At 62.8% G+C, this 23,053-nt stretch carries 26 protein-coding genes and 1 riboswitch; of the genes, 17 read left to right on the plus strand and 9 right to left on the minus strand.

All coding sequences use genetic code 11. The features are described 5' to 3' along the window. The first annotated feature begins 73 nt into the window (after positions 1-73). The 12 genes from ATY76_RS09880 (at position 74) to ATY76_RS09935 (ending at position 12,599) form a co-directional block, all read left to right on the plus strand. A complete protein-coding gene (locus ATY76_RS09880) occupies positions 74-1,735 on the plus strand; it encodes a S8 family peptidase (RefSeq protein WP_088674587.1) in 1,662 nt (553 codons plus the stop codon). A gap of 8 nt (positions 1,736-1,743) precedes the next feature. After that, positions 1,744-3,069, plus strand: a complete 1,326-nt coding sequence (locus tag ATY76_RS09885; RefSeq protein ID WP_088674588.1) for a hypothetical protein — start codon at positions 1,744-1,746, stop codon at positions 3,067-3,069. Between the two features lie 87 nt (positions 3,070-3,156). Continuing rightward, a riboswitch (TPP riboswitch) is annotated at positions 3,157-3,253 on the plus strand. Positions 3,254-3,329: 76 nt separating this feature from the next. Continuing rightward, positions 3,330-4,106 (plus strand): hydroxyethylthiazole kinase, encoded by a 777-nt coding sequence (gene thiM, locus ATY76_RS09890; protein ID WP_088674589.1) that lies wholly within the window; start codon positions 3,330-3,332, stop codon positions 4,104-4,106. Further along, entirely contained in the window at positions 4,103-4,738 is a 636-nt protein-coding gene (gene thiE, locus ATY76_RS09895; RefSeq protein WP_088674590.1) for a thiamine phosphate synthase, read from the plus strand. Before thiM ends, thiE begins: the two co-directional genes overlap by 4 nt. After that, positions 4,735-5,544, plus strand: a complete 810-nt coding sequence (gene thiD, locus ATY76_RS09900) for a bifunctional hydroxymethylpyrimidine kinase/phosphomethylpyrimidine kinase (protein WP_088674591.1) — start codon at positions 4,735-4,737, stop codon at positions 5,542-5,544. The genes thiE and thiD overlap by 4 nt, the downstream gene beginning before the upstream one ends. Positions 5,545-5,771: 227 nt before the next feature. Beyond that, entirely contained in the window at positions 5,772-6,251 is a 480-nt protein-coding gene (locus ATY76_RS09905; RefSeq protein ID WP_088674592.1) for a GNAT family N-acetyltransferase, read from the plus strand. A 24-nt stretch (positions 6,252-6,275) separates the two neighbouring features. Further along, complete coding sequence (locus ATY76_RS09910; protein ID WP_088674593.1) at positions 6,276-7,298, plus strand: glycoside hydrolase family 3 N-terminal domain-containing protein; 1,023 nt, start codon at positions 6,276-6,278, stop codon at positions 7,296-7,298. 43 nt (positions 7,299-7,341) lie between these two features. Beyond that, complete coding sequence (locus tag ATY76_RS09915) at positions 7,342-8,988, plus strand: ABC transporter substrate-binding protein (RefSeq protein WP_088674594.1); 1,647 nt, start codon at positions 7,342-7,344, stop codon at positions 8,986-8,988. Positions 8,989-9,045: 57 nt separating this feature from the next. Continuing rightward, positions 9,046-10,023 (plus strand): ABC transporter permease, encoded by a 978-nt coding sequence (locus ATY76_RS09920; protein ID WP_088674595.1) that lies wholly within the window; start codon positions 9,046-9,048, stop codon positions 10,021-10,023. A 1-nt stretch (position 10,024) separates the two neighbouring features. Continuing rightward, positions 10,025-10,903: an ABC transporter permease gene (locus ATY76_RS09925; protein WP_088674596.1), complete on the plus strand. Its 879-nt coding sequence runs from the start codon at positions 10,025-10,027 to the stop codon at positions 10,901-10,903. Next, complete coding sequence (locus tag ATY76_RS09930) at positions 10,900-11,703, plus strand: ABC transporter ATP-binding protein (RefSeq protein WP_088674597.1); 804 nt, start codon at positions 10,900-10,902, stop codon at positions 11,701-11,703. The genes ATY76_RS09925 and ATY76_RS09930 overlap by 4 nt, the downstream gene beginning before the upstream one ends. Continuing rightward, positions 11,700-12,599 carry an ATP-binding cassette domain-containing protein gene (locus tag ATY76_RS09935; protein WP_088674598.1) on the plus strand — a complete coding sequence of 300 codons (900 nt, stop codon included), beginning with the start codon at positions 11,700-11,702 and terminating at the stop codon, positions 12,597-12,599. The genes ATY76_RS09930 and ATY76_RS09935 overlap by 4 nt, the downstream gene beginning before the upstream one ends. 14 nt (positions 12,600-12,613) lie before the next feature. On the opposite strand, the gene ATY76_RS09940 is transcribed toward ATY76_RS09935, so the two are convergent. Next, positions 12,614-13,051 carry a VOC family protein gene (locus tag ATY76_RS09940; protein ID WP_088674599.1) on the minus strand — a complete coding sequence of 146 codons (438 nt, stop codon included), beginning with the start codon at positions 13,049-13,051 and terminating at the stop codon, positions 12,614-12,616. Positions 13,052-13,288: 237 nt separating this feature from the next. Between ATY76_RS09940 and ATY76_RS09945 the strand changes: the two genes are divergently transcribed. Then, on the plus strand, positions 13,289-13,966 hold the full coding sequence (locus ATY76_RS09945) for a hypothetical protein (RefSeq protein WP_088674600.1): 678 nt from the start codon (positions 13,289-13,291) through the stop codon (positions 13,964-13,966). Positions 13,967-13,972: 6 nt separating this feature from the next. On the opposite strand, the gene ATY76_RS09950 is transcribed toward ATY76_RS09945, so the two are convergent. From ATY76_RS09950 to ATY76_RS09960, 3 genes are all read right to left on the minus strand, one after another. Next, positions 13,973-14,767, minus strand: a complete 795-nt coding sequence (locus ATY76_RS09950; RefSeq protein WP_088674601.1) for an aldolase/citrate lyase family protein — start codon at positions 14,765-14,767, stop codon at positions 13,973-13,975. Between the two features lie 62 nt (positions 14,768-14,829). Then, positions 14,830-15,030: a hypothetical protein gene (locus ATY76_RS09955; RefSeq protein WP_088674602.1), complete on the minus strand. Its 201-nt coding sequence runs from the start codon at positions 15,028-15,030 to the stop codon at positions 14,830-14,832. 89 nt (positions 15,031-15,119) lie between these two features. Then, positions 15,120-16,025 (minus strand): LysR family transcriptional regulator, encoded by a 906-nt coding sequence (locus ATY76_RS09960; RefSeq protein WP_088674603.1) that lies wholly within the window; start codon positions 16,023-16,025, stop codon positions 15,120-15,122. Between the two features lie 95 nt (positions 16,026-16,120). On the opposite strand from ATY76_RS09960, the gene betC reads away from it, so the two are divergent. Next, positions 16,121-17,635, plus strand: coding sequence for a choline-sulfatase (gene betC, locus ATY76_RS09965; protein ID WP_088674604.1), 1,515 nt, complete (start codon positions 16,121-16,123; stop codon positions 17,633-17,635). A 120-nt stretch (positions 17,636-17,755) separates the two neighbouring features. Here the strand turns inward: betC and ATY76_RS09970 are convergent, their stop codons facing one another. Next, positions 17,756-18,616, minus strand: a complete 861-nt coding sequence (locus ATY76_RS09970) for a TIM barrel protein (protein ID WP_088674605.1) — start codon at positions 18,614-18,616, stop codon at positions 17,756-17,758. 66 nt (positions 18,617-18,682) lie between these two features. After that, entirely contained in the window at positions 18,683-20,053 is a 1,371-nt protein-coding gene (locus tag ATY76_RS09975) for an amidase (RefSeq protein WP_088674731.1), read from the minus strand. Between the two features lie 273 nt (positions 20,054-20,326). On the opposite strand from ATY76_RS09975, the gene ATY76_RS09980 reads away from it, so the two are divergent. Then, positions 20,327-20,605 carry a hypothetical protein gene (locus ATY76_RS09980; RefSeq protein WP_088674606.1) on the plus strand — a complete coding sequence of 93 codons (279 nt, stop codon included), beginning with the start codon at positions 20,327-20,329 and terminating at the stop codon, positions 20,603-20,605. Positions 20,606-20,692: 87 nt separating this feature from the next. Then, on the plus strand, positions 20,693-21,130 hold the full coding sequence (locus tag ATY76_RS09985) for a DUF1810 domain-containing protein (RefSeq protein WP_088674607.1): 438 nt from the start codon (positions 20,693-20,695) through the stop codon (positions 21,128-21,130). A 32-nt stretch (positions 21,131-21,162) separates the two neighbouring features. Here the strand turns inward: ATY76_RS09985 and ATY76_RS09990 are convergent, their stop codons facing one another. Beyond that, the gene (locus ATY76_RS09990) at positions 21,163-21,360 is read right to left on the minus strand and encodes a hypothetical protein (RefSeq protein ID WP_088674608.1); all 198 of its coding nucleotides are present in this window, start codon (positions 21,358-21,360) and stop codon (positions 21,163-21,165) included. A 72-nt stretch (positions 21,361-21,432) separates the two neighbouring features. Further along, complete coding sequence (locus tag ATY76_RS09995; RefSeq protein WP_088674609.1) at positions 21,433-22,056, minus strand: TetR/AcrR family transcriptional regulator; 624 nt, start codon at positions 22,054-22,056, stop codon at positions 21,433-21,435. A 128-nt stretch (positions 22,057-22,184) separates the two neighbouring features. Here ATY76_RS09995 and ATY76_RS10000 point away from each other — a divergent pair, with 128 nt between their 5' ends. Beyond that, the gene (locus ATY76_RS10000) at positions 22,185-22,397 is read left to right on the plus strand and encodes a hypothetical protein (protein ID WP_088674610.1); all 213 of its coding nucleotides are present in this window, start codon (positions 22,185-22,187) and stop codon (positions 22,395-22,397) included. A 54-nt stretch (positions 22,398-22,451) separates the two neighbouring features. Here the strand turns inward: ATY76_RS10000 and ATY76_RS10005 are convergent, their stop codons facing one another. Beyond that, positions 22,452-22,979, minus strand: a complete 528-nt coding sequence (locus ATY76_RS10005) for a winged helix DNA-binding protein (protein ID WP_088674611.1) — start codon at positions 22,977-22,979, stop codon at positions 22,452-22,454. Positions 22,980-23,053: the final 74 nt, after the last annotated feature.

Here is a 23,053-nt window from a genome sequence, read left to right on the forward strand (position 1 = left end):
AGCTGTATTTTAGAAATACATTGCACCCACGGTTGCTGCTGGTATTCTTTCTCGAAAAGGGAGGGAGCAGCGAATGGCGAGACGACCGCGGCCGGGGCAGCCCGGAAAAGAACCCGAAGACGACTTCCGGGAAAACCTGGTCAAGACTCGGATCGGAGGCGATCTCTCCTCATTGATGAAGGATGACGCGGATCGCCCCAGGAAACCCGCCAAGGCGCCCCCTGAAAGCTTCGATGTCGTCATCGAATTCAATCGCGATTTTCCAGGCGGCGTGACGGCAGCGCGGCAATTCCTGTTCGAGGCGTATCTTTTGTATCTCAACCGGGTCGGAGCGACCGACGACAGCAACAGCCTGCGACGTTTCGGCATGTCGCTACCGCTCGGCATGCCTGCGGTTCCGGAGGACGGTAAGCTGAATCTCTCGCAGATTTTTTCGAATGGCAGCAGGATCGCCGCCAAATCCCTCTGGACCGACAGCTACGCCTTTGCGACCCTGACTCGAGAAGCCATCGACCGGCTTTCGACCTGGATGATGACCCAAAAGAAGGATGGCAAAAAGCAGAAGGACGTTCCGCTCGTCTACAAGATCTGGCGTGATCATAAGATTGATCGCTGCGTTTACGAATCCGTCAGGACGATCAAATGCGATGCGGCCTATGCATCCTTTGCGGCCAGTGGAAAAGGCATCGTCTGGGCGGTCGCCGATACCGGAATTGACAAAAACCACCCACATTTCAAAACGCTTGGCACGCTCGATCTGCCGGACGGCCTTTATCACCGGGATTTCACCATCGACGATCCCGATCCCGACCCGGTCGTGGCGTCGGATGCGGCGTTGATCGACACGGCCGGCCATGGAACCCACGTTGCCGGCATCATCGCCGGTCGCACCTCCGTAAAAGAAGTACCGAAAACGAAAGCGCTAAAGACTATTTGCGTGACCTCGCAGATTCGCAAGGAGGATGGAACAAAATCAACGGTCAACGATCCGCACGAAGGCGTCATCACCGGCATGGCGCCGCACTGTAAGCTGATGAGCCTGAAAGTGCTGATTAACGAGAAGCAGGGAAAGCTCAGCAATCTGCTGGCTGCGATCAATTACGTCCAACGCTCGAACGATTATGGGCGTAACCTCAAGATTCACGGCATCAATCTCAGCCTCGGCTACACCTTTGATCCGGCCTGGTTCGCCGCCGGGCAAAGCCCGCTTTGCGTGGAGGTCAACCGGCTTGTCCGCTCGGGCGTCTGCGTGGTGGTCGCAGCCGGCAATGCCGGCTACGGCACGGTGACGCAATTTTCCGGCGCGCCGGAACGCGCCGCCCATGTCGGCACGATCATGGATCCCGGCAATGCCGCGCTTGCCATCACTGTCGGCTCGACGCATCGCGACATGCCGCACACCTATGGCGTCTCCTATTTCTCCTCGAAGGGACCGACGGCCGACGGGCGCATGAAGCCGGATCTCGTCGCCCCCGGCGAACGCATCGTCTCGTGCGCACTTCCCGACCGTGACAAACCGAATGAAGCGCCGTTCCGGGAGGATACCGGCACGAGCATGGCGACACCGCATGTTTCCGGCGCGATCGCCGCCTTCCTGTCTGTCCGGCGTGAGTTTCTCGGCCAGCCGGAACGCGTCAAGGAAATCTTCGTCGGCGCGGCGACCGACCTCAAGCGCCGGCCGGAGTTTCAGGGCGCCGGCCTCATCGATCTGATGCGAACACTGCAAGCTGTGTAGGAGGACACATGGACACGCTTGGACCCTCGCCATTCCTATGGCTCGAATTCGACAAGGACGGCGCGATCGATCCCGCGCGGGCGGAGAAACTCGCCGCCCTGCTGAACCAGCCCGGCAGGACCGATCTCGTGGTCATCTCGCACGGCTGGAAGAACACCAAGGACGATGCCCGCACGCTCTATGGAACGCTCTGGGCCAACGCCTGCAAGAAACTGGCACCCGACAAGGCGCGCCGCACCGTCGTCGCCGGCATCGTCTGGCCGGCCAAGGCCTATCGGACGGATTTCGACACGGAAACGCTGGTGGCCTCAGGCGGCGGCGCCCAGGCAGCCGACGGCGCAGCGGCGCCGGTCGAGGATCTCGACGAGGCAGCTTTCAAGGACGTGCTGGCCGATTTCGAGGATCTTTTCGGTCCGGATGGTGCTGGCACGGCCGAAAAGGCGCGGGCCGCAGCCGAGACACTTGATGAAACGACGTCACTTTTCCTCGTCAGGAAAGGCAAAGAGGCAATCGGCTCTCCCCAATCCGATACCGAGCTCAAGGCGGATGCCGAACCGATCGCGCTCGCGACGGAGGATGCCAATAGCGCGAAGGTGCTGATGGAAGGTCTCGTCCCGCCGCCAACCTTCAGTCTCGAAAGCTCGGTCGGCAAGGCGCAGGGTCTCGGCGACGTCGTCTCGGGCTTGATCTCCGGCCCAAGAGCGGCGGTGGCGCGGTTCCTGAACCAGCTCACCTATTACGAAATGAAGAAACGCGCCGGCGTCGTCGGCGAGGCACTGACCAAAAACGTCCTGTCGAAACTCGTGCTGCAGCAGCCGATCCGGCTGCATCTCATCGGCCACAGCTTCGGCGCCCGGCTGGTCTCGGCGGCGGCGAACAAGCTCGCCCCGGTCCCGAAGCTGGAATTCTTCTCGCTCACTTTGCTGCAGGGCGCCTTCTCGCACAATGGGTTCGCCAAAGAGATCAAGCCGGGCCTTGCCGGCGCTTTTCCCGATGTGGTCGGCAAACCGACTGGCCCGATCTGCGTCACCCATACCCATAACGATCTCGCCTGCACCCTCGCTTATGCGCTGGCCTCGCGCCTGTCGCGCGATATCGCCAAGAGCATCGGCGATGCCAACGACGAATTCGGCGCGATGGGGGCGAACGGTCCTCAGCACCTGAAGACTGGACAGGCGGTCGAGGACGATGCGGATGCCGTCTTCGCGCCGAAAGCCGGCAAGGTGAACACCTTCCTGGCGGACAAATATATCATCAAGACCGCGGCGTCGGATGCCCACAACAATGTCGCGAACGAGGAGGTCGGCCGGCTGCTGGCAAAGATCGTCGGCTGATCGTCTTCGTGATTTGGCCACACCGCACGCTTCGCGAATTGTCATTTTCCGGGTGACATGCGCCCCGTTCTCTGCGAAAACAAACCCGATGAGAGACAGGGGCGTCCGCCGGCAGGCGGGCTGAGAAGCACCCTTCGAACCTGAACCGGATCATGCCGGCGGAGGGAGTCGCTCGGGGTTGGGCCTTGCCCGCATAAACCGCCCCGTGCCCTGCCCCCGCCTGAAAGGGGCAACAGCAGATGAAGACCACGTCGGGAGCAATGCTGAAGGCGATGCGCGAAAAGCCGCCGCTCGTTCAGTGCATCACCAATTGCGTCGCCATGAACATTGCGGCAAACGTCCTGCTCGCCGCCGGCGCCTCGCCGGCTATGGTGCATGCTGCGGAAGAAGCCGGCGAATTCGCCGCCATTGCAAACGCATTGACCATCAATATCGGCACGCTTTCGCCCCAATGGATCGAAGGCATGCAGGCGGCTGCCAAGGCAGCGAACGCAGCCGGAAAACCCTGGGTGCTCGATCCGGTCGCGCATTACGCCACCGCCTTCCGCCGCAAGGCGGTCGCCGATCTCCTGGCGCTCAAGCCCACGATCATTCGCGGCAATGCGTCCGAGATCATCGCGCTTGCCGGCGGAGAGAGCCGCGGCCAGGGCGTCGACAGCCGCGACCCCGTCGAGCAGGCCGAGGATTCGGCGCGGCGGCTCGCGGAGCGGCAGCAGTCGATCGTTATCGTCACCGGCGCGGTGGATTTCGTCACCGACGGTCAAAGGGCCGTGCGGGTCGCAGGCGGCTCTGCCCTGATGCCGCAGGTCACCGCGCTCGGCTGCTCGCTCACCTGCCTCGTCGGCGCCTTCGCCGCGACCGCACCCGAGGACCTCTTCGGCGCGACGGTCGCCGCCCTCGCGACCTTCGCCGTCGCCGGCGAAGATGCGGCACTGGGTGCTGCGGGCCCGGGCTCCTTCTCCTGGCGATTGCTCGATGCGCTGGCTGCCATCGATGCCGAAACGCTCGACGCCAGAGCAAGGGTATCGGTCGTATGAAGCGCTTCGACCTCTCGCTCTATCTCGTCCTCGATCCCGATCTCTGCGCCGGGATCGGCATGGTCGAGACGGCGCGCCTCGCCGCTGCCGGCGGCGCGACGATGGTGCAGCTGCGTGACAAACATGCGGGCACAGCGAGAATGATCGAAACCGGCCAGGCCTTGAAACAAGTGCTCGACGGCACAGGCGCCCTCCTCATCGTCAATGATGACGTCGAGGCGGCAATCGCCATCGGTGCCGACGGCCTGCATATCGGCCAGGACGACATGGATGCGCGTGACGCGCGGCAGATGATCGGCCCCGGCATGATCCTCGGCTTGTCGGTGGAAACCGCGCAGCTCGCCGGCGCCGTCGATCCTGATATCGTCGATTATACCGGCGTCGGACCGGTGTTTGCGACACCGACCAAGGCCGACCACAAGCAGCCGATCGGCTTTGACGGGCTTGCCAGGCTGGTACAGTCCTCACCGGTGCCGTCGGTCGCCATCGGCGGGCTCAAGGCGGAACATGTGGCAGGCGTATTTGCCGCAGGAGCCGAGGGGCTTGCTGTCGTCTCCGCAATCTGCGGCGTGCCCGACCCCGAAGCGGCAACACGTCGCATCGAAGCAGAAATCCGAAAGGTCCGCCCATGATCCGCAACGTTCTCTCCATCGCCGGTTCCGATCCCTCGGGCGGGGCCGGCATCCAGGCCGACCTCAAGGCCTTTTCCGCCCGCGGCGTCTATGGCATGGCGGTGTTGACGGCGCTGACGGCGCAGAACACGCAAGGAGTGAGCGGCGTGCATCTGGTGCCGCCGGAGTTCGTCGCCGACCAGATCAATGCCGTCTTTGCCGATGTGCGCGTCAATGCCGTCAAGATCGGCATGATCGCCAATGCCGGGATCGCCGAAGCCGTCGCAGCAGCCCTCGCGGGCCGGCGCGGCATTCCCATAGTCATCGATCCCGTCATGATCGCCAAGGGCGGCGCGGCCCTGCTTGCGCCCGAAGCGATCGACGTGCTGACCCGCCGGCTGCTGCCGCTCGCAACCCTCCTCACGCCGAACCTGCCCGAAGCCGCAGCGCTGCTGCACCGACCGGTCGCAAGCAGTCGCGAAGAGATGGCGGCACAGGCCGAGCAGCTGCGCGCGCTAGGCCCTGCCGCGGTGCTGGTCAAAGGCGGCCATCTCGACAGCGATGAGAGCCCCGATGTGCTTGCCACTGTCGGCGGCCTGCACTGGTTCGAGGCGAGGCGCGTGCCGACCAAGAATACGCACGGCACCGGCTGCACGCTCTCCAGCGCGCTGGCGGCCGAGCTTGCCAAGGGCGCCTCGGCCGAGCAGGCCGTCGCCATTGCGAAGGATTATCTCGCCGATGCGGTCGCCGCCGCCGACAGCCTCACCGTCGGCTCCGGCCACGGCCCGGTGCAGCATTTTCACGCGCTGTGGAAGCACGGGGAATAACCGATCTCGCCGAAAGCGGCGCAGGCATCAGGATTGCGAGAGAAAAACGGCCCGGACCCCCGGGCCGTTTTCGTTCGTACCCTCGGCCGGCACTGAACCGAAGCTGCCGGGGCCGAGCGCACTGCTCCATTTGAAAATCCCTGTTGACAAGCCCGGCCAGATGGCCAAGTCTATAACACTAAAAGGGGATAAATTCCGTAATAACGGAATAATTGGAGGAGAGACAGGTGCCAGACCTGCTTGTGAGCTTATATTCCGCCAAGCTCGCCGAACTGAAAGAACGGGCCGATATCGTCGGCGCCTCCATCCGCCCGGCCCTCCCCCCGGAACTGCATCTCGTCGTCAATTGGGCTCGCGAACACTTCAGTGAGAACTGGGCAAGCGAGGTCTCGGTCGCCTTTTCCCGCCAGCCTGTTGCCTGCCTGATCGCCGTCGAAGACGGCAAGCTGCTCGGTTTTGCCTGCTACGACACCACCGCACGCGGCTTCTTCGGTCCGACCGGCGTCGCCCCGGAAGCGCGCGGCCAGGGCATCGGGCTCGCTTTGTTTTCCGCTTGCCTTCAGACCATGAAGTCGCTCGGCCATGCCTATGCCGTCATCGGCGACGCCGGCCCGGTCGATTTCTACGCCAGGACCGCAGGCGCGATCGCCATCCCCGCCCCCGACAAGGGCATTTACGAAGGCATGCTCAGAAGCGCGCCGAAATGACCATCTGATACCGGAGCACCAGAATTGTCCTCGACCCCGCTCGCCCTTTTCGTCGGCCTCCCGAACCCCACGATTTCGGATGACGAATTCGCCCTCTTCCGCGAGACCAATCCGCTCGGCCTCTTCGTCGGCCGGCGCAATCAGCGCGAGCCGCAACAGACGAGGCGGCTGATCGAACGCTTCCGCGAAGCCGTCGGCCGCGACGACGCGCCAGTCTTCACCGACCAGGAAGGCGGGCGCGTCCAGCACCTCGATGCCGGCCCCTGGCCGCTCTTTCGCAGCTTCGGCCAGTTCGCCGAACTTGCGCGCCGCGATTTCGATCTCGGCAGAAAGGCGCTCCGCCTTTCCTCCCAGGCCATGGGCGCGATGATGACGGAACTCGGTCTTTCCAGCGGCTGCTCGCCCGTTCTCGACCTCGTCTTCGAGACGACGAGCGCGGTCATCGGCGCCCGCTCCTTTGGCCCCGATCCCGATGTCATCGCCGCCCTCGGCCGCGAGGTGGTCGACGGTCTGCTGGAGACCGGCAACATGCCCGTCATGAAACATATTCCCGGCCATGGCCGCGGGACGCTCGACTCCCACAAGGAGCGTCCGGTCGTCAGTGCCTCCCGCGAGACGCTGACCACGACGGATTTCAAGCCCTTCGTCGTCCTGAAGGACACGCCCTGGGCCATGGTCGCCCACGTCGTCTATTCGACCTATGACGCAGAACTTCCGGCCTCCGTGTCGCCTGTCATGCACGACGTGATCCGCAAGGATCTGGGTTATGAGGGCGTGTTGATTTCCGACTGCATCTTCATGGAATCGCTCTCCGGCACGCTGCCGGAACGTGTCAGCCAAGTGCTCGACGCAGGTTTCGACATCGCGCTCCACAGCCATGGCGACATTCACGAAAGCGAAGCTGCCGCGAAAGCCGCCCGCCCGCTGACGGACGCGGCCCTGAAGCGGATCGCCGCCGGCAAGGCCCGGCTCGGCAATCTCAAGATCGATGTCCGCGCCGCACACGCTGAAGTCGAAGACATATTTGCCAGCGCATCGGTCTCCTGACCGGCGCGCCATCTCTCACCGCATAAAAGAAGGGGAATAAAACATGAAAAAATATCTTCTTGCCGCCGCCGCGCTGACGCTGCTTTCGGGTTCCGCCATGGCGCAAACGGTCCTGACGGCCAATATCGAGCCAGCGACGACCTGGGTTCGCAACTTCAACCCGTTCAACCAGACCTCGGCGCGCCAGTCCACGCTCGATTTCATCTATGAGCCGCTTGTTCTTTTCAACCGCTTCGACAGCAACAAGCCGGTCTATCGCCTGGCCGAAAGCTTCAAGCTCTCCGACGACCTGAAGAGCATCGAATTCAAGCTGCGCCCGAACCTCAAATGGTCGGACGGTAAGCCGCTGACCGCAGCCGACGTCAAGTTCACCTATGACTATCTGAAGAAATTCCCGGCGCTCGATTTCGTCAGCATCTGGACCTTCGTTACCGACGTCCAGGCCGTCGACGGCCAGACGGTGCGCTTCACGCTCGCCAATCCGAGCTCGCTTGCTGCCGAGCAGATCTCGCAGCTGCCGATCGTTCCCGAGCATGTCTGGAAGGATGTCACCGATCCCGTCACCTTCGCCAACGAGAGCCCGGTCGGCAGCGGCCCGCTGACGGAAGTGCCGCGCTTCACCGGCCAGACCTACGACCAGTGCCGCAACCCGAACTACTGGGACAACGCGCATCTGAAGGTCGATTGCATTCGCTTCCCGCAGCTTGCCGACAACAACCAGATCCTGACGGCGACCGCCGACGGCACGCTCGACTGGGGCGTCTCCTTCATTCCCGATATCGACAATGTCTATGTCTCGAAGGACCCGGCGCATTTTCACTACTGGTATTCGCCGAGCAGCATGGTCGCCTTCCTGTTCAACCTGGAAACAGCGAACGAGAACAACAAGAAGGCCTTCGACGATGTGAAGTTCCGCCGTGCCCTCGGCATGGCGCTCGACCGCAAGACGATGATCGACGTGGCCGGCTACGGCTATCCGACGCTGAACGAAGATCCGGGCCTGATGGGCGAGCTTTACAAGAGCTGGGCGGACCCTTCCGTCAAGGCCGACTTCGGCAAGTTCGCAACCTATGACGCCGATGCCGCCAAAGCCCTGCTCGATGAGGCGGGCTACAAGGACAAGGATGGCGACGGCTTCCGCGACAATCCCGACGGCAGCAAGATCTCCTTCTCGATCATCGTGCCGAACTCCTGGACGGACTGGGTCGACACCGTCAACATCGCCGTCGAAGGCATGCAGGCGGTCGGCATCGACGCCAAGATCGAAACGCCAGAGGAGGCCGTGTGGACCGGCAACCTCATCAACGGCAGCTTCGATGCGGCGATCAACAGCCTGCCGGCATCGGCCTCGCCCTATTACCCCTACAAGCGCGCCTTCAGCGCTTCGGACAAGGGCAAGACCCGCTTCACCGCGCAGCGCTGGTTCAATCCTGATGTCGAGAAGCTCGTCACCGAGTTCACCCATACCGCGGATCTCGCCAAGCAGAAGGAAGCGATGAACAAGGCGCAGCGCATCGTCGCCGAGAACATGCCGATGATCCCTGTGTTCAACAATCCGAACTGGTATCAGTACAACACCAAGCGCTTCACCGGCTGGTCGACCAAGGAAAACCCCTTCGTCAATCCGTCGATTTCGCGAACGAACCCGGCGCGTCTCTTGAACCTGCTCGCACTCGAGCCGGTCAAGTAAAGGCATTGATCTCGGGAGCGGTACTTTCAACGCCGCTCCCGTCACGACGGAGTTCCCATGGCTTTCCTGCTTCGCCGCCTCGTCTTCTACATGGCAGCCTTCATCGCGGCAGCGACGATCAACTTCTTCCTGCCCCGCCTGATGCCGGGCGATCCCGTGCAGATCATGTTTTCGAGCGCCGGCGCCGAATTGCCGCCGGAAAGCCTGCAGGCGCTGAAGCTCACCTTCGGTTTCGTCGACGGACCGCTCTGGCAGCAATATCTCACCTATCTCGGCAGCATCTTCACCGGCGATCTCGGCCGCTCGATCAAATATTTCCCGCTGCCGGTCACCTCCGTGCTCGGCTACGCCCTCGTCTGGACCGTCGGCCTGATGGGAACCGCGACGATCATCAGCTTCGCGCTCGGCACCTTCCTCGGCATCCTCGCCGCCTGGCGCCGCGGCAGCAGGTTCGATGTCGTCGTCTCCGTCGGCGCGATCTTCGCAACCTCGGTGCCGGCAGTCGTCACCTCGCTGATCGTGCTCTTCATCTTCGGTTTCACGCTCGGCTGGTTCCCGAACGGCTATGCCGCCGACCCGTCGCTCGATCCGGCCTTCAGCCTGCAATATATCGGCAGCGTCGCCTATCACGGCATCCTGCCGATGGTGACCCTCTGCACGGTGCTGATCGGCGGCTTCACCGTCACCATGCGCAACAACATGATCAACCTGCTCGGCGAGGACTATATCGTCATGGCCCGCGCCAAGGGCCTGTCCGACCGGCATGTGATGCTCTGGTATGCGGCGCGCAACGCCCTGCTGCCGACCGTCTCCAGCCTTGCTATCGCCATCGGCACCATCCTCGGCGGCTCGCTGGTGACGGAGGTCGTCTACAACTATCCCGGCCTGGGCAACATTCTCTACCAGGCGATCCTCGCCCGCGATTATCCTGTCATCCAGGGCCAACTCCTGATCATGACCGCCACCATGCTGATCGCCAATTTCATCGTCGACGTCAGTTATGTCCTGCTCGATCCCAGGCTGAAGGGAGCATGAGATGAAGAGCCTGCTTCGAAACCGCAAGGCGCTGGCCGGCCTGCTGATCATCGCCTTCATCATCGCCGTCGCGATCGCAGCCCCGCTGCTGACGCATTACGATCCCGCCGCCCGCACCGGCAGGCCGCACCAACCGCCGTCACTCGACCATCTGCTCGGCACGACCCGCATCGGCCAGGATGTCTTCGCCCGCCTGCTCTACGGCGCCCGCACCTCGCTCGCCGTCGGCTTCGGCGCCGGCCTGCTGATCACGCTCGTCGGCACAGCGCTTGGCATCATCTCCGGCTATCGCGGCGGCAAGACGGACGAGATCATCAGCTTCTTCACCAACATGGTGCTCGTCGTGCCCAACCTGCCGTTGCTGCTGGTGCTCGCCGCCTTCATCGGCCAGGCGAGCCCGCTCGTCATCGCCCTCATCCTCGGCGCCACCTCCTGGGCCTGGGGCGCCCGCGTCACCCGCGCCGAGACGCTCTCCGTCAAGCAGAGGGATTTCGTCAAATCGGCCGAGATGATGGGCGAGCCGCAATGGCGCATCATGACATTCGAGATTTTCCCCAACGTGATCTCCATCGTCGGCATCAATTTCATCGGCAGCGTCATCTTCGCGATTATTACCGAGGCGACGCTGGAATTTCTCGGCCTCGGCGATCCGAAAGCGATCTCCTGGGGCACGATGCTCTATAACGCGCAGAAGGCTTCCGCCCTTTCGGTCGGCGCATGGTGGGATATCCTCACCCCCTGTTTCGCGCTCGCTCTCCTCGGCATCGGCATGTCGCTCCTGAATTTCGCCGTCGACGAGATCGCCAATCCGCGGCTGCGCACCGGCAATCATCTGAAGCGCTGGTCCCTGTTCGTCCGTTCCGGGGAGGGCCGCCTGTGACCCAGCCGCTGCTTTCTGTGAGGAACCTCACCATCGATTATATCGGCGAGCAGAAGGATTTCCGCGCCGTCGATGATGTCAGCTTCGACGTGGCGCCGGGCGAGGTTTTCGGCCTTGCCGGCGAATCCGGTTGCGGCAAGAGCACCATCGCCTTCGCCATCAGCCGCCTGCACAGACCGCCGGCGCTGATCCGCAAGGAGAGCCGCATCCTGCTCGACGGGCGCGACGTGCTCGGCCTCGACCGGCAGGCGCTCGCCGCCTTCCGCTGGCGCGAGGTCGCCATGGTCTTCCAGAGCGCCATGAACTCGCTGAACCCCGTGCTGCGCGTCGAGGCGCAGTTCTACGACGTGCTGCGCACCCACAAGAACATGAGCCGAGCGCAAGCCCGCGAGCGCACCGCCGAGATGCTGACGCTCGTCGACATCGCGCCGGATCGCATGCGCGACTATCCACATCAGTTTTCCGGCGGCATGCGCCAGCGCATCGTCATCGCCATCTGCATGGCGCTCGATCCGAAGCTCGTCGTCATGGACGAGCCGACGACGGCGCTCGACGTCGTCGTCCAGCGCGAGATCCTGCAGCGCATCAACGAGCTGCGCCGCCGCTTCGGCTTCTCGGTTCTCTTCATCACCCATGATCTCGGGCTGATGGTGCAATTCTGCGACCGCATCGGCATCATGCTGTCAGGCAGGCTGGTGGAGCAGAACGCCGCCGAGGCGATCTACAGGACGCCGGCGCACGATTACACGAAGAAGCTCTGGGCCTCCTTCCCCTCGCTGCATGGAGGGGTGCTGCTATGAGCGACGCCATCCTCGCGCTCGATACGGTGACGAAGACGTTCGGCCATGGATCCGCGGCCGTGCATGCGGCCCGCGCCATCTCGTTTTCGCTGCATGCCGGCCGGGCACTGGCGCTCGTCGGCGAATCCGGCAGCGGCAAGACCACCTGCGCCCGCATGGCAATGCGCGAATATACGCCGACATCCGGGCGCATCCTCTACAAGGGCGGGCCGGTCGAAGCGGCGAATTCCGCCGAGATCGCCCGCTACCGCCGCTCGGTGCAGATGATCTTCCAGGATCCCTTCGCTTCGCTGAACCCGGCCCACACCATCGCCCATCACCTCAAACGGCCGCTGAAGCTGCATCGCCCCCACATCAAAGGGACCGAGATCGATGCGACGGTCCGCGAACTGCTGCAGCGCGTCAGGCTCGACCCCGATCTCGTCGCACCGAAATATCCGCATGAGCTTTCCGGCGGCCAGCGTCAGCGCGTCAACATCGCCCGCGCGCTTGCCGTCAAGCCGGAGGTGATCGTGGCGGACGAGCCGACGTCGATGCTCGATGTTTCGGTGCGGCTCGGCGTGTTGAACCTGTTGAACGAGATGAAGCGAGAGATGAATCTCGGCCTGCTCTACATCACCCATGACATCGCCACCGCCCGTTACGTCGCGGAAGATATCGCCGTGATGTACGCCGGCCAGATCGTCGAATGGGGGAGCACCGCCCGGGTGATCGACAATCCGCTGCATCCCTATACCAGGCTGCTGCTCTCGGCCGTTCCCGATCCGGATGTCCGTTTCGAGGATCCGAAGGCCCGGCTCCGGCCCGAGGAGGTGGAGAATATCCGCCGCCGTTCCGCCGCGCCGCAGGACAATGTCGTCGAAGTGGAGCCGGAGCATTTCATGCGGGTGATCTGACAATGTGATCGAACTCAGCCGAGTTCCTGGGCAAGTCCGAGAAGAAGCCCTTCGGGTCCACGGATGTAGCAGAGATGATACGCGTCCTTATACTGGACGACTTCCCCGACAAGCTCAGCGCCGCGCCTGCGGAGCCTTTCAAGCATTTCGTCGATGTCATCGACGGTGAACATGACACGGAGATAGCCGAGCGCGTTGACCGGAGCGTTCCGGTGATCTGCAACGACATCCGGCATGAGGAAGCGCGAGAGCTCCAGCCGGCTGTGTCCATCCGGTGTGCGCATCATGGCAATCTCGACCCGCTGGTCGCCCAGTCCCGTGATACGCCCGGCCCATTCTCCTTCGATCGTCGCCCGTCCTTCCAGTTCGAGGCCGAGTTCGCCAAAGAAATCAATCGCCCGTCCAAGGTCTTCGACGACGATGCCGACATTGTCCATCCGCTTGAGCGCCATGTTCCAATCTCCAAAGTGTCGTTGCAATCTACGAGGTGTCGCCTCGTCTCACAAAGGACGTTTGAGCAACCTCAGCACCGACAGCTTCCAGCTCAATTTGCTTCTGTCCACATCAGAGGCCTGAATCCGGATCGCCTTACACCGCTATCAGTTTTCAAGCGGCCCCAGAGGCCGGCTTGCTGGCCCCGCTCATCGCCCTATGCTAGGGACGGCTCTTTCATGTGAGGCGAAACCATCATGCTGCCCTGGATCCAGCTCGATTCCGCGACCATTCCCGGCGAAGGCGGCGAGCTCAGGCTGAAGCAGCGCGGCAGCGAGTTCTCGATCATGCTCGGCGCCAACGAGCTGATGAACAGCCGCCTCAGCGGCTCGGAGGAGGCGCTGGCGACACTTTCCTGGGAGCGGATCAAGGCGCATCCAAAGCCGAGGATCCTGATCGGCGGGCTCGGCATGGGTTTTACTCTGCGCGCCGCTCTTGCCGTTCTTCCCGGTGATGCGTCGGTGACTGTCGCCGAATTGGTGCCTGCCGTCGTCGCCTGGGCGCGCGGGCCGATGGCCGAGGTTTTCAAGGGCTGCCTCGATGATCCGCGCGTCGGCATTCATGAAGGCGACGTCGGCGAGGCGATCCGTGCCGGCAAGGGCGGCTATGACGCCATCCTGCTCGATGTCGACAACGGCCCTGACGGGCTGACGCGGGAATCCAACGACCGGCTCTATGATTTCGCCGGCCTCCGCGCCGCCCGCGACGCTCTTCGCCGCGGCGGCGTGCTTGCCGTCTGGTCGTCCGGTCAGGATCCCGATTTCACGCGACGGCTCAGGGATAGCGGCTTTTCCGTCGATGTCGTCAACATCCGCGCCAACCGCAAACGCGGCGCCCGCCACGTGATATGGCTTGCGGTCAAATCGGCCGCGTGACGAAGATCAACTCCCCGAAGCGATCCTGCGGGCGGCATTGATGGCGCGGCGGGCGCCGGCGCGCAGCTGTATGGTCTCGGCGCCGGCGATGACCAGATCGAAGCCGAACTTCAGCAGCTCGCCGGCCCGCTCCCCATCGCCGGCATAGGCACAGGCGAATTTGCCGTGGGCGCGGCAGCGCGCAACGGCATGCTGCATGGCGCTGTCGATCTCGGCTGCATTCGGCGCCACCTGATCGCCGTTCGACAGCGCGATCGAAAGGTCCGCGGGGCCGACGAATATGCCGTCGATGCCGGTCACGCCGAGAATGCCGTCGATGGCATCGAGAGCGGCGCGGGTCTCGACCATGGCGATGGCGACGGTGAGGTCGTTGGCAGTCTTCAGATAGGCGTCGGCCGACAGGCCGCTATGGTTCAGCGCCAGAGACGGTCCCCAGCTGCGCTCGCCGAGGGGCGGATATTTCGTGGTCCTGACCAGGGCTCGCGCATCTTCGGCCGAATTGATCATCGGCGCGATGATGCCGGAGGCGCCGGCATCGAGCAGCCGCGAAGCGGAAGCAAAATCGCCGACTGGAATGCGCGCGATAGCCGGCTTGCCGGCAAGACGTGCCTGAGCAACGGCATTTGCCGCCGACTGCATGTCCCACATGCCGTGCTGCATATCCAGGACGACGGCATCGAACGCTTCTTGCGCCAAATGGTTGACGAGCATGGCGTCGGGGATGCCGACCCAGGCGGAGATCATGCCGCCCTGATGCCTCCGGATGCGGTCGGCAAAACCGTCGATTTCTGCTGCGCTCATGCCATTCTCCTCATTTCGACAGGCCGCCTGCGGCCGGATTACCGCCAAACGGCAGCAGCCATTCATCCTCTGCGGCGAAGCCGCGAGATGGTGACCATCACGACGATGCCGGCCGCTGCCAGAATGGCGCCCCAGAGCATCCAGATCTTTTGGGCAATCATGAAACTCGACGCCGGATAGGGAAAATAGCCGCTTCCCTGCCCGATCCAGATCAGGCCGAACACGACCATGAGCAGTCCGATGACATATCCGATGGTTCGCATGCTTCAGCCCCTTCACTATGGATTCGCTCCACAATGTCGATCGTCATCGCTGATGACAAGGCTTCTGCGGAGGAGAAATGCAACCACCGCTAATCATTCTTCTTCACCTCATCCGACAGCCAGGTGCTGAGCCTCTCGCTGTGGACGTTTGGAGATCGCGGAGGCACCAGCCAGTAGCCGCGGTCGCCCGCCTCCAATGGCGGACCGGCTTGCATCAGCATGCCTGCCGAAAGGAGCGTGTCGACGAGCCCCATCCAGCCGAGCGCCACGCCCTGCTCGCTCAGCGCGGCCTGAACGACCAGAGAATAGGTGTTGAAGCTGATATCGCCGCGGCCGGCTTGGGCGTCGCGCGGGATGGAGAATTCGGCAAAATAGCTGCGCCAGTCGAACCACGGCGATGGCAGCGGCGCGTCGAGATGGATCAGCCTCGCCCCGGCTAGATGCCTTGGATCGCCGAAGGGTCCGTTGCGCTCCAGGAATCCCCGCGTACAGACGGGCACGACCCTCTCCGGCAGCAGAAGCGTACCGACGGCGCCGAACTCCGCCCGCGTCCCGAAAACGACCGCGACATCGGCCTCGTCGCGAAATCCGGCCGCAAGCCTCTGGGTCGCGACGATCTGTATATCCGTCTCCGGGTGCAGAAGACGAAAGCTCTCCATGCGCGGGATCAGCCAAAGCGCCGAGAAAGCATAATCGGTTCTCAGTCTGACGACCGGCCTTTGGGCTTCGGCGCGGAAACTGCGGGCGAGCGCATCGATGTCGCCGACCGCCTTGGCGGCCACGTCGAGAAGCCGCTCGCCTTCCGCGGTCAGTTCGACACCGCGATGCTGGCGGCGCAGCAGGCTGACGCCGAACTGCTCTTCCAGCCGGCGGATCTGATAGCTGACGGCAGGCTGGGTCAGTCCGAGAAGCGTCGCGGCCGCCGAAAAGCTCCCGAGCCTGGCGATCTCGACGAAGACGCGCATCCATCCGAGCTCAGGCGGGCGCTCTGGCATAAAAATCCTTTTGGGCAAACATCAAAAAAAGCTGTCTTTACAGCTGAGATGATAGGCGTTTCAATCGCATCTTCAAATAGCAAAAGGTAATTCCCATGGCGCGCCCGAATATCCTCATCCTGATGGTGGATCAGTTGAACGGCACCCTCTTTCCCGATGGCCCCGCCGGCTTTCTTCACGCGCCGCACCTGAAATCGCTGGCAGAGCGCTCGGTACGCTTCGCCAATACCTACACGGCAAGCCCGCTCTGCGCCCCGGCGCGCGCCTCCTTCATGTCCGGGCAATTGCCGAGCCGGACGCGCGTCTATGACAATGCGGCGGAATTTGCCTCCGATATCCCGACCTATGCCCACCATCTGCGCGCAGCGGGATACCAGACGGCGCTATCAGGCAAGATGCACTTCGTCGGCCCCGACCAGCTTCACGGCTTCGAGGAACGCCTGACGACGGACATCTATCCGGCCGATTTCGGCTGGACACCCGACTATACCAAGCCCGGCGAACGCATCGACTGGTGGTATCACAATCTCGGCTCGGTCACCGGCGCCGGCGTGGCCGAAATCACCAACCAGATGGAATATGACGACGAGGTCGCCTATCACGCCACCCGCAAGCTCTTCGATCTCTCGCGCGGCCAGGATGAGCGCCCCTGGTGCCTGACCGTCAGCTTCACTCATCCGCACGATCCTTACGTCGCGCGTCGCAAATTCTGGGATCTCTATGAGGATTGCCCGGCGCTCGACCCTGCCGTAGCTCCGATTCCTTTCGAGCAGCAGGATCCGCATTCTCAGCGCTTGATGAAAGCCTGTGAGCACGATGCGTTCGACATCAGCAGCGAGCAGATCAGACGGGCAAGGCGCGGCTACTTCGCCAATATCTCCTATGTCGACGAGAAGATCGGCGAGATTCTCGACGTCCTGGAACGCAGCCGCATGGCCGAGAACACCATCATCCTCTTCGTTTCCGACCATGGCGACATGCTTGGCGATCGCGGCCTTTGGTTCAAGATGAACTTCTTCGAAGGATCGTCCCGCGTTCCGCTGATGATCGCGGCCCCGGGCTGGAAGCCGAAGCGCATCGACCAGCCGGTCTCCACCCTCGACGTAACGCCGACACTCGCCGGCCTCGTCGGGATCGATATTGCCTCGCTGAAGCCGTGGACCGAGGGCGAGGATCTCGCAGCGCTCGCCAGCGGCACCGGCAGGCGCAACCCGGTGCCGATGGAATATGCCGCCGAAGGCTCCGAAGCGCCGCTCGTCTGCATCCGGGACGGCCAATACAAGCTCTCGCTCTGCGAGAAGGACCCGCCGATGCTGTTCGATCTCGAGGCCGATCCTGAAGAACGCAACAATCTGGCGACCGATCCCTCACATGCCGAAGCCTTGGCGCGGCTCACCGAGCAGGCAAGCCAGCGCTGGAACCTTGCCGATTTCGATGCGGCCGTGCGCGAAAGCCAGGCGCGCCGCTGGGTCGTTTACGCCGCGCTTCGCAACGGCGCCTATTATCCATGGGATTATCAGCCGCTGCAGAAAGCGTCGGAGCGTTATATGCGCAACCACATGGATCTGAACGTACTCGAGGAAAACCAGAGATTCCCGCGCCAGGAATAATCGTCCGGCTAGAGCATGATGCCGAAAAGTGTGAGCGGTTTTCGGACGACATCATGCTCTAACTATTTAGTGTAGAACGGGATTCAGATTTTAGGCCCACTCGGCCAAAATCATCCCGTTCTAAGCCCTCCTGCGCGCCGGCGCATCGCGCAGGAAGTCCTCGATGAACTGCTTTTGCAGCAGGATGCCGTCCCACTCATCTGGGAAGAAAGGCGAGTCGTAGATCAGCGTGAAAGGACCGGCATAACCGGCCTTCTCGCACATCTCCAAGCACTTGCGATAATCTTCGGCATCAAGGCCGGCAGCGGCGTAATCGGCCTTGGCGTGGCAGATTTCCGCCCGGCGCATGATATCCGCAAGGCCCTCATATTTTGCCGGCGCCGCCCAATTGCCGAGGTCGCCGTTCAGCCCGACCCTGCCGTCCAGCCGGTCCAAAAGCCAGTTCATCTCGATGGGCGACGGCAACAGATCGAACCAGTTTTCGACCACGACACGCACACCGCTGCCTTCCGCCTTTTCCGCGAGCCAGCCGAGGTGACGAGCGGCGCGGCTGAGATTTTCCTCGGTCGGTTGCTGCTTGCCGGCAATGACGCGCATCCTCTGCGCCCCGAGGGCGGCGGCAATGCCGATCCACTCCGCCATCCATTCGACGTCGCGTTCGCCCGTTTCGGGATGGCTTGGATCGCCCTCCTCGACGAGCAGCGTCTGGAAGAGCACGTTCGACGCCGCCATGGCGTCGCGGAGGTCACTGATGTAAGCGGCGTCTAGGCTCGGCAGATGGAAAGAGCAGACCTCCAGCCGGTGGATGCCGCGCGCCGCAAGCGCCGCCGGCGTGTCGATCAGAGCCGCCGCACCCGGGCCGTAGGGCTCCTTCGGTGCCGCACTTTTCTCGGGATCGGGACTGTAGGCATAAACGGCTCCGAGCAGCCGATGCAGCGACCATGTCGAAACCGCGAAGCGTCCGTTCTGCAAGCTCTGCACGCGCCGTCCTCCTGGATCTTCTCATGCCATCAATGGCAACAAAAGCCCGGCGGTTCAATTGCGAATTCAGGCGAAATCGTCGCGGATGACCGCCTCGGCAGCAAGAGCTGCCCCGAGCAGCGCCTCGTCGCGGCGGCCGATTGCCGAAAGCAGCAGGCCGACCGGCATGCCGGCCTCCCCCGTGCCGCAGGGGATGGAGACGCCGCACCAGTCGAGGAAATTGCCGAGCATGGTGTTGCGCAGCGTCTTGTTATTCGTGGCGAAGAAAAGTTCGTCATCCGCTTCCAGCGGCGCGATCGGCGGGGCGACATGGGCGACCGTGGGGAAGGCGATGAGGCGATCGCCGATGAAGCGGTCGACATCGGCGATCAGGCGGCTGCGCGCTTCGAGGATCGCCATATAGTGGGGCGCCGTCGTCTTCGCTCCCAAGCGTGTGCGCATGACGACGCGATGATCCATGCGGTCTGCCTCCGGGCCCGCCAGCCGCTCCTGATGCAGCGCGAAAGCTTCCGCGGTGACCAGCGGACCATATTTCGTCAGCAGCTCGATGATCGCGTCGAAGGCGGGGATCGTGGTGCGCGAGACACGCACACCGGCCTTTTGAAGGCGTTCCAAAGCCGCCTCGAACGCGGCGATCACCCCCGGCTCGGCGCCGTCGAAGACGATATTTTCAGGCGCGAGCAATTCCTGCCCTTGCAGCGAGCGCTCGGCAACGTCAGGCGCCGTCCGACCGCGCATCGCTGCATCGATCCAGACCGCATCTCTCACGGTGCGGCAGAGCGGCCCCAGCGAATCGAGGCTCTTCGACAGGGGGTAAACGCCATCCATCGCATATCGGCCGCGGGTCGCCTTATAGCCGACAATGCCGTTGAGGGCGGCAGGAATGCGCACCGAGCCGCCGGTATCCGTGCCCATTGCGACCGGCACCAGGCCGGCGGCAACGGCGACGCCGGCGCCGGAGGAAGAGCCGCCTGGAATGCGCGGGAGGTCGGCGCTTCGCGGATTGACCGGCGTGCCGTAATGCGGATTGATGCCGAGACCGGAAAAGGCGAATTCGCTCATATTGGTGCGGCCGACAGCGATCATGCCCGCCTGCCTGAGGAGGCCGACAACGGCTGCATCGCGCTTGGCCGGCGCATCGGCGGCGAGCACGACCGAGCCCGCCGTCGTCGGCATGCCTTCGATATCGAAAAGATCCTTCCAGGCTATCGGAATGCCGTCCAGCAATCCGAGCGAACGGCCCTCCCGCAAACGCCTGGAGGAGGCACGCGCCTCCTCCATCGCCCGGCTTTCGGTCAGCGCGGTGAAGACGGCCTTGTCGCCATAAGCCGCAATGGATTGGAAGACCGCCTCGGTCACGTCGACCGGATCGGCCGCGCCTGCCTGAATGAGGACGGAAAGCTGGGCGACGGACATCGCGCCGAAGGATTTGCTCATGGGACGGTCCAGAAGATGATGATCCTTTCGACTACCCCGGATCATTCCGGCGAGCCAGAGCTTCACGATATTTTGCATTTGTTAGGACGATTTTTTGAACACTGAGTTTGCAGATTGCCCCTTCAATTGCCACGATCGAAGACACACATGCTGCTCGCGTGTGGAGTGGGATTCGGCATGAGGGTGAAAGTTGCTCTTTCAGAACCGGCTCCGCATGCGTTGCAGGAGTACACTGAAATGTCAGATTGTGAAACTTTGAGCCGCCGCCAGGATATGGTGATCCTCCATGCGAAGGAGGATGAAACCATCGGCCTGGGCGAGCGCGACTATGTGGAACATGTCAGCGCCCAGAAACTTTCGGGCTTCGAACGTCTCGTCGTGGTCGGGGCGCTGGTTGTGTTGAGCTTTGCCGGTTTCGCCGCATATTCTTCCGGCGATACCGATCCGATGACGACATCGGCCATTGCCGCTACATCAGGCGACAGCACGCCGCATCATCAGCCCTACGGCCATTGCCGTGACAGCAGCCCCTACGCTGAAAGGGTTTGCTGAGGGCGAGCGCGGCTCGCCCGAACCAGTTCGCCGGGCATGGAAACCTTGGCCCAGGCTGCATCAAATGCAGGATAAGGGAAAAGAACCATGGCCGGCGATGTCGATTATAACCTCCACCGCTTCATCGACGCCCAGAACGGCGTCTATGAACGGGCGCTTTCGGAGCTGAAGGCCGGGCGCAAGACCTCCCACTGGATGTGGTTCATCTTTCCCCAGATCGCTGGTCTCGGCACCTCGCCGATGGCGGAAAAATATGCGATCCGCTCAGCCGAAGAAGCCGCCGCCTATCTTGCCGATCCCATTCTCTCCAGCCGGCTGCTGCGTTGCGTCGAGGCCGTTCTGTTGGTTTCCGGCCGGTCCGCACACGAGATCCTCGGCTCGCCCGACGACCTGAAGCTGCGCTCGTCGATGACCTTGTTTGCCGCGATCAGCGATCATGGCTCACCGTTTCACCAGGTGATCGATCATTTCTACCAGGGGAAATTCGATGAGCGCACGCGGGAAATTCTCAGCGCCGGCGATTAGGCTGCGCCTGCGCGAGGCCGCTTCAGCTCAATTCAGCTTGCCTTAGCCACCCGGCCGCTCTCCAGCGCCGCTATGTCATCGGCGATTTCGCTCAGCCGCTGACGCAGATCGCTGTCGGTGCCGTCATCGACCTCTTCCTCGCCGAAACAATAGCGCGCATCATGAAGCTCCAGCTTTGCTTCGAGCTCGGCGCGTTTGGCATACAGGCGTTTGAGATAGACGTAGTTCATCTCCGGTCTCCACATCGCCGTCCGGTGATGGGAAAACGGTAGGGACGAGGTAAGGTTCCCTAAAAGATCGATTCAGGCGAAGGAAGCGATCGCAGCCCTACATGCCTTGGCGAAATGACCGCAGCAGCCGGCGGCGCCCATGGCCTGACGGCTGACGCGCGCGCCTTCGAGCAGCAGCGTCAGCGTATCGGCAAGCAGTTCGGCTTCGCGCGCACCGGCCGCCGAACAGAGCGCAGCCAGGCGATCACGCTGTTCGGCCTTGTGCCGCTCGATCATTTCGTGCGCCGGATGGCCCTCACCCTTCAATTCAATGGCGGCGTTGGCGAGATCGCAACCGGCGGGCTCGCCGTTCAGACATTGCGCCCGCATTTCCACCCAGGCATCGAGCTGGGCGCGCGGATTGCCGGGATGGGCCGCCTCCAGCTCGCGCCAGATGGCGCCTGCCTTTTCGGAGGCGCGGCGCAGCGTCTCGCAGACGAGCTCGTCCTTCGAGCCGAAATGCCGGTAGAGCGTCATCTTGTTGGTCAGCGCCGCATCGGCGATGGCATCGACACCGATGCCGCGGATGCCGCGCTCGCGGAAAAGCTCCTGAGCCGTAGAGACGATGCGCTCCCGTGGCGGGATGCGATCTTCGGGAACGGCTGCGGCAATTTCATTCGAAGTTTCGGATTTTTTTGCGGACGAAGTCCTTGACATCAATGTGACCGATCGGTAACAACTGTATTGTTACTTACCGGTAACACCACATGCCGCGAAAGTCAATGCCGAGGGCATGGCTAGGGAATGTGGAACACGGGCGACCGCCCACGAAAGGAGGACAAGCCATGAAGACCAGAGACGACCTGACCATATCCGAAGCCCTTCGCGACCCCCTGATCGCCATGGTATTGCGCGCCGACGGCGTGAAGCTTGAAGATTTCAAGCAACTCCTTGAGACGGCTGCCGGCAAACGCGAACCGCGCCCGACGCCTGTGGGCAAGATGATCGGAGCGCTCGCAAGCCGCGCCAATCTTCCGGCCATGCCCTGCTTCGGCTGAAAAAAACCGCCTGAACACCGGGGGATCTCTCCCTGCCCCCGACAAGGGCTGTCGTCATAAAGAGGCGGCGGCCCTTGCTGCTTGATCATAGTGGCCGGAAAGCGCCCTGAGTGTCGCCGCCACTGCCGATGTCGCCGCCGGATCGAGCCCAAGCCCCTTGACCGAATCCACCAGCAGCGCTTCGCGCACCGCCCGGTATTTCAGGCAGGTTTCAAGGCCTTTGCCGGTGGCGGCGATCAGCTTCTCCTTGCCTGCCCGCGTGCTTTTCACGAGACCGCGCTTTTCCAGCTTCTTGATCGCATAAATCACCAGATGCGTGTCCTCGACGCCGAGCACGCTGCAGAGATCACCGAGCCGTTTCGGCCGCTGCCGGTGAGCCACCGAATGCAGCACCAGCACGTCGATCGCCGCGCATCCGGGCTCGCCCGCTGCCGTCATGCAGCGTATCATCCAGCGGTCGAAGGCATTGCTCGCAAGGATGAGGCCGAATTCCAGCTCCGAAAGAGCGGGAAGCGCGCCGTCCGCCAGATGTGCGGAAGAGACGATCGGCCCGATGTCCTGTCGTGCGTGCTGATCCGCCATGCCCAGTTCTCCAACATCCTGGAGGAAACGTTGACATTTTATCGATAAATCGTCAATAAATTTTCAGTTCAACA

Source organism: Rhizobium sp. R339 (genome assembly GCF_002211395.1).
In the GTDB taxonomy this organism is placed as follows: Bacteria; Pseudomonadota; Alphaproteobacteria; order Rhizobiales; family Rhizobiaceae; genus Rhizobium.

Excerpts from the sequence above, each read along its gene's own strand:
- ATY76_RS09920 (WP_088674595.1), top strand. The coding sequence starts at position 9,046 with ATGGCTTTCCTGCTTCGCCGCCTCGTCTTCTACATGGCAGCCTTCATC.
- ATY76_RS09940 (WP_088674599.1), bottom strand. The coding sequence starts at position 13,051 with ATGGCGCTCAAGCGGATGGACAATGTCGGCATCGTCGTCGAAGACCTT.
- ATY76_RS09985 (WP_088674607.1), top strand. The coding sequence starts at position 20,693 with ATGGCCGGCGATGTCGATTATAACCTCCACCGCTTCATCGACGCCCAG.
- thiM (WP_088674589.1), top strand. The coding sequence starts at position 3,330 with ATGCTGAAGGCGATGCGCGAAAAGCCGCCGCTCGTTCAGTGCATCACC.
- ATY76_RS09955 (WP_088674602.1), bottom strand. The coding sequence starts at position 15,030 with ATGCGAACCATCGGATATGTCATCGGACTGCTCATGGTCGTGTTCGGC.
- thiD (WP_088674591.1), top strand. The coding sequence starts at position 4,735 with ATGATCCGCAACGTTCTCTCCATCGCCGGTTCCGATCCCTCGGGCGGG.
- ATY76_RS09935 (WP_088674598.1), top strand. The coding sequence starts at position 11,700 with ATGAGCGACGCCATCCTCGCGCTCGATACGGTGACGAAGACGTTCGGC.
- ATY76_RS09995 (WP_088674609.1), bottom strand. The coding sequence starts at position 22,056 with ATGTCAAGGACTTCGTCCGCAAAAAAATCCGAAACTTCGAATGAAATT.
- betC (WP_088674604.1), top strand. The coding sequence starts at position 16,121 with ATGGCGCGCCCGAATATCCTCATCCTGATGGTGGATCAGTTGAACGGC.
- ATY76_RS09880 (WP_088674587.1), top strand. The coding sequence starts at position 74 with ATGGCGAGACGACCGCGGCCGGGGCAGCCCGGAAAAGAACCCGAAGAC.
- ATY76_RS10000 (WP_088674610.1), top strand. The coding sequence starts at position 22,185 with ATGAAGACCAGAGACGACCTGACCATATCCGAAGCCCTTCGCGACCCC.
- ATY76_RS09885 (WP_088674588.1), top strand. The coding sequence starts at position 1,744 with ATGGACACGCTTGGACCCTCGCCATTCCTATGGCTCGAATTCGACAAG.
- ATY76_RS09945 (WP_088674600.1), top strand. The coding sequence starts at position 13,289 with ATGCTGCCCTGGATCCAGCTCGATTCCGCGACCATTCCCGGCGAAGGC.
- ATY76_RS09990 (WP_088674608.1), bottom strand. The coding sequence starts at position 21,360 with ATGAACTACGTCTATCTCAAACGCCTGTATGCCAAACGCGCCGAGCTC.
- ATY76_RS09925 (WP_088674596.1), top strand. The coding sequence starts at position 10,025 with ATGAAGAGCCTGCTTCGAAACCGCAAGGCGCTGGCCGGCCTGCTGATC.
- ATY76_RS09980 (WP_088674606.1), top strand. The coding sequence starts at position 20,327 with ATGGTGATCCTCCATGCGAAGGAGGATGAAACCATCGGCCTGGGCGAG.
- thiE (WP_088674590.1), top strand. The coding sequence starts at position 4,103 with ATGAAGCGCTTCGACCTCTCGCTCTATCTCGTCCTCGATCCCGATCTC.
- ATY76_RS09915 (WP_088674594.1), top strand. The coding sequence starts at position 7,342 with ATGAAAAAATATCTTCTTGCCGCCGCCGCGCTGACGCTGCTTTCGGGT.
- ATY76_RS09975 (WP_088674731.1), bottom strand. The coding sequence starts at position 20,053 with ATGAGCAAATCCTTCGGCGCGATGTCCGTCGCCCAGCTTTCCGTCCTC.
- ATY76_RS09960 (WP_088674603.1), bottom strand. The coding sequence starts at position 16,025 with ATGCCAGAGCGCCCGCCTGAGCTCGGATGGATGCGCGTCTTCGTCGAG.
- ATY76_RS09950 (WP_088674601.1), bottom strand. The coding sequence starts at position 14,767 with ATGAGCGCAGCAGAAATCGACGGTTTTGCCGACCGCATCCGGAGGCAT.
- ATY76_RS10005 (WP_088674611.1), bottom strand. The coding sequence starts at position 22,979 with ATGGCGGATCAGCACGCACGACAGGACATCGGGCCGATCGTCTCTTCC.